General features: G+C 59.4%; 2 protein-coding genes and 1 pseudogene. 1 reads left to right on the forward strand and 2 read right to left on the reverse strand.

Features of this window, described 5'->3' with window-relative positions; genetic code table 11:
- Positions 1-764 (forward strand): annotated as a pseudogene (locus IVB32_RS19975) (hypothetical protein); the annotation flags it as partial.
- Positions 765-1,390: 626 nt separating this feature from the next.
- Here the strand turns inward: IVB32_RS19975 and IVB32_RS19980 are convergent.
- Positions 1,391-1,714 carry a hypothetical protein gene (locus IVB32_RS19980; RefSeq protein ID WP_018458868.1) on the reverse strand — a complete coding sequence of 108 codons (324 nt, stop codon included), beginning with the start codon at positions 1,712-1,714 and terminating at the stop codon, positions 1,391-1,393.
- A gap of 141 nt (positions 1,715-1,855) precedes the next feature.
- On the reverse strand, positions 1,856-4,482 hold a 2,627-nt coding region (locus IVB32_RS19985; RefSeq protein WP_247410994.1), incomplete at its 5' end, for a M10 family metallopeptidase C-terminal domain-containing protein.

Raw genomic sequence — 4,482 nt, forward strand, 5'->3', positions numbered from 1 at the left:
CGGCAGATCTGCGCCAGCGTCTGCTGGAGCAACTGGACGGCTTGCGAGACAACGCGGACCTGTTGGGATGGGCCAAGACCAACCTGCCGCTCAAGAACACGTTGTTGGAGCCGGACGCCCGGCTGGTCGGAGCTGCCTACCAGACACGCGTCGAGAAAGCCTCCCCGCCATCCGCATCAGACGTTGAGCGCAACCTCGAACAGGCGGGGCTTGCCATCCCCAAGGAGCCGCCGCGCAAGCGCAGCAAGAACCACCGGCTGTTTGTGCGCAGACAGCCCTGCCTGGTCTGCCAGCAGTCTCCGTCCGATCCGCATCACCTGAAGTTTGCGCAACCGCGATCCCTGGGCCGCAAGGTCAGCGAAGAGTTCATCGTGCCGCTGTGCCGCACCCATCACCGGGACCTGCACCGCCATGGCAACGAGCGAGCCTGGTGGGCCGATATGCAGATCGCGCCATTGCCGGTCGCGCAGGACTTTGTGGGCGGCAAGCCCCGCCCACGGGATTGCCAGCCCGGCAACGATCGTCGACAGCAGCATGTCCGCACACGTCGCTTCGGAGGCGAGACGGCGATGAACGGCCCTTTCCAAACCGAACAGCAGCCCACCGTCAACGCCATGCCGGTTCAGCTCGAATTGCTGGCGCCGCCTCCCCTGCTGTTGCCTGGTGAGAGCCGCGAGCACCACCAATCGCTGCGGGCAAGCGATCTTTGCCGACCTCGCGCCGCGATCCGCCATCGAATGGCCGCTCGCGAACGATGTCGCTGAACCATCCTGGGAGATCCAGCGCTATCGATGTTTGCGCCACCAGCTACTGGAGATCTAGCGCCAACAGGCGAATCGCAGCGACCCTGCGCCGCATCGATCTGATCGGCATCGCGCCCGAGTTCGCGGACGAGTCCGAGTACTATACCCTGCAGAACGCCTCGAGCTGGCAGCGCGACCCTCCATCTCCTTCACCCGGTGCGATATGCATCGCGTCACCATATCGGTTTGACTGGCGGATTGCTCACACTTTCTGGCACGTTCATCGCAGCATCGGTACGATCAGCGCAAAAAGCGAAGCGTGATGGAGATACTGCACAAGAACCGATCGACGACCACTGCATGAAAAGCCGCGCTGATCGGCCGTTGTCCGTAGTGCTCAACAGATGCTCTGAAACTAACCTTCTGCCAGACAATCATCGGTCCGATCGTAAAGAGCCGCGCGAGCCGATATTCGGCCCCGGCGCGCCTCCATTTTTCGCCGAGCTGACTATCTCCGTCGAAGCGCTTGGGCTTTGCTCCTCGTCTTGCTGTTAGCCGTTGCGGAGTCGCAACGCTCTCAACCTCTAAAGCCCGGCAGGCCGCCGGCGATCGACGGATACAAATTCAAGGGCATCGACTAGACGCCCTTACAAACCCAGCTGCCTGCGCAGAGCGTCACGTTCTTCGAGCAATCCACGAACTCTTTGAGCATTGGCCGATTGCGTCTCCTGCCACTCGATGCGATCTTCTGCGGTCCACAGGTAAGACTCGCGATTCAGCCGATCTTTCTCGGCCTTATCAAATTCTAGGTACAGTTCGATTTCGCGCTCAACTTGATCCAGTCGTTCCTGGAGAATTCTCGGCATCCGCCGTTCCTTCGGCTTTGCCTCCAGCCCGCTTCGGGCTTCGGTGCAACCGGTGCGACGACCAATAGGAGTTCTTTCCAGTCGGGTAGATGCGAGCTTTTCCATAAAATTATCACGGTGCGAAAAAAATCTTTTGCGAAGCGCGTCTGACGGGGCGACCGAAGCCCCTGCATTCACCGACCGAAATCTCAAGCTGTTCACGCGCGGCGTAAGCGGGCCGAGCGGAAGGAGCGAAGGATTCGATTGTTAGACATGGAAGAAGTCCAAATTGGCCAAACTGCTTGCTGTTACGGCCGTTAAGACGACTTCCATATCCGCCGAACCCTGGTTCTGAGCTGCCCCGGAACTGTTAACATAAACAATCGTGTCCGCGCCGCTTTGAATCCACGCGATACTATGCGCAGCCACCTGCGTGCTACCGGCTATCAAGCCTTGGACGGTCGTGGCTCCAGTGATACCCGAAATGTCAATGACGTCTGTCCCATGAACGAAGTCGCTGATCGTGTCATGGCTTGCAACAGTCGACTCGGAAACGGCAGCAAAGACAAACTGATCAGCGCCAGCGCCCCCTATCAGCGTATCGGCGCCAGCTCCGCCCCGAATAAAATCGTTCCCCGCTTGACCGTCCAACGTGTTATTTCCAGCGTTGCCAATAATGACGTCAGCGAAACCCGAGCCACGAACAGCATTCACGCCGGTGAATGCATCTGTACCGACGTCCGCAACATCGCCAGAGGCCGTTCCGTGGGAGTGGCCAGCGGCGAGATCTACGGTCACAGCATCCAGAGCATTGTAGAATGCGATGCGGGTATTACCGTTGCCCGTGATAGTGTCATCGCCGGCCATCCCCTCAAACTCGTTGAAGGTCCCGAAATCACCGACATTTGGCCCGGAGGCGCCGAAATTGGTCGCGACATAAGTGTCGGCGAAGGCGGTCCCGCGGACCGCTTCAATTGATCGAAGGGTGTCTGTTCCGATGGTAGCGTCACCTGACACCGTGCCCAAAGCCATATCGACCTGAATACCTGAAGCCGAACCATCGTGGTTGTAGAATGCCCTGTCGAACCCACCTTTGCCGTCGATGGAGTCATTGCCGGCGCGCCCGGAAAATTCTTCCGCCGTACCACTCGGATTGGCAGAGCCGGTGATGGTGTCGGCAAATGACGATCCCGAGACCGAGCCAACACCCGAGAAGGTATCGATGCCCACCGACCCATCACCGATTACTGTACCCGACGCGCCACTGGTGGTGCTGGTCCAGCCATTGAGACTAAAAGTTATCGTCACGGAGCCGGTTGCATTGGCGTAGATCAGACGGGTATTGCCGTTGCCGGTGATGATGTCGTTACCACCCATTCCTTCAAACTGATTGAGGTTGCCGTTATTGCCGATGTTGGCATAGGGAAGTCCGGTTGCAGGATCGATCGCGCCGCTGACGCCGAAATTCGTGGCATCATACGTATCGACAAAATTGGTTCCCTGAATGCCTTCGATCGAACGCAAGGTGTCGGTGCCGCTCGATGCATCGCCGATCACCGTTCCTGCCGCAAGGTGAACGCTGATCCCACCCGTCGTGAAGGTTAGATTGGCGTATTGCGCCGTATCGAAGCCGCCGTTTCCATTGATAAGATCATCGCCGGCAAGGCCCATGAAGTTCTCGTTGGCGCCGCTTCCCGAAAAGACGTCCGCAAACATCGATCCCATGACGGCGTTGACACCGGTGAACGTATCGGTACCCACCGAGGCATCGCCGGTCGCAGTGCCCGCAAGGAGATCGACCGTCACGCCGGCGCTTGATTGCGTATATTGGAGTCGGGTGTTGCCATTGCCGATGATTGCATCGTTGCCGCCCATGCCTTCAAAATTATTGAAGGTGCCGCTCGATCCGGCATTGGTGCTGGTACCGCTGAAACCAGTGGCATCGTAAGTATCAGCGAAGTTGGAGCCGCGGACGGCTTCCACCGAACGCAGCGTATCGGTTCCGATCGTCGCATCGCCAGTGACGGTTCCGGCCGCAAGATTAACGGTTATGCCCGTGGTTGTGGTGACGTCGTTATTATAGATGGCGAAATCGTAGCCGCCGCGGCCATCGATCAGATCGTTACCAGCACGACCGTCATATTGCTCGAAAGTACCATTCGGATTGTCACTGCCCCGCAGCGCGTCGCCAAATGCTGACCCAATGACTGAATTGACGGTTGTAAAGGTGTCGTTGCCGACCGACGCATCGCCGCTCGCTGTGCCTGCGACAAAATCAACGATGACTGCTGCTGCCGCATTGACATAGGAAATACGAGTCAAAATCTCGCCGGAAGGATTGACCGTGCCGACGATGATATCATCTCCCCCGATGCCTTCGAAGCTGTTGAAGCCAATTGGCGTACCAGGCACCCCGGAGTTACCGCTGAAGCCGACCGCCGAGTAGTGGTCGGCAAGATTGCTGCCCTGGATGGCTTCGATACCGATGAGAGTGTCGGTGCCGACGCCTGGTCCCGTCACGGTCCCGGCGGTCAGATCGGCGGTAATGCCCCCGGTCGCGTCGACATAGACCGCCCGATCAACACCCGACAAGCCGTTGATCGTGTCATTGCCGCCGAAGCCCTGGAATGCATCGTTCCCAGCGGTGCCGGTCAGGGTGTTGTCGCCAGCGTCGCCGAGAATGGCGCCGGGCACGCCCACCGTATAGACCACCGCGCTGCTGGTGGCGGTGTTGCCGGCGGCATCGCTCACCCGGGCGGTCAGGGAGTTGCTGCCGTTGTTGAGGCTGACCGCGGTGCTCCAGCTACCGGTGCCCTGCACGATGGCGGTGCCGATCGCGGTGGCGCCGTCGAGGATGGTGACGCTGGCGCCGGCGTCGGCGACGTCGACCGTGC

Origin of the sequence: Bradyrhizobium sp. 23 (genome assembly GCF_023073295.1) — a bacterium.
GTDB classification, from domain to species: domain Bacteria; phylum Pseudomonadota; class Alphaproteobacteria; order Rhizobiales; family Xanthobacteraceae; genus Bradyrhizobium; species Bradyrhizobium canariense_D.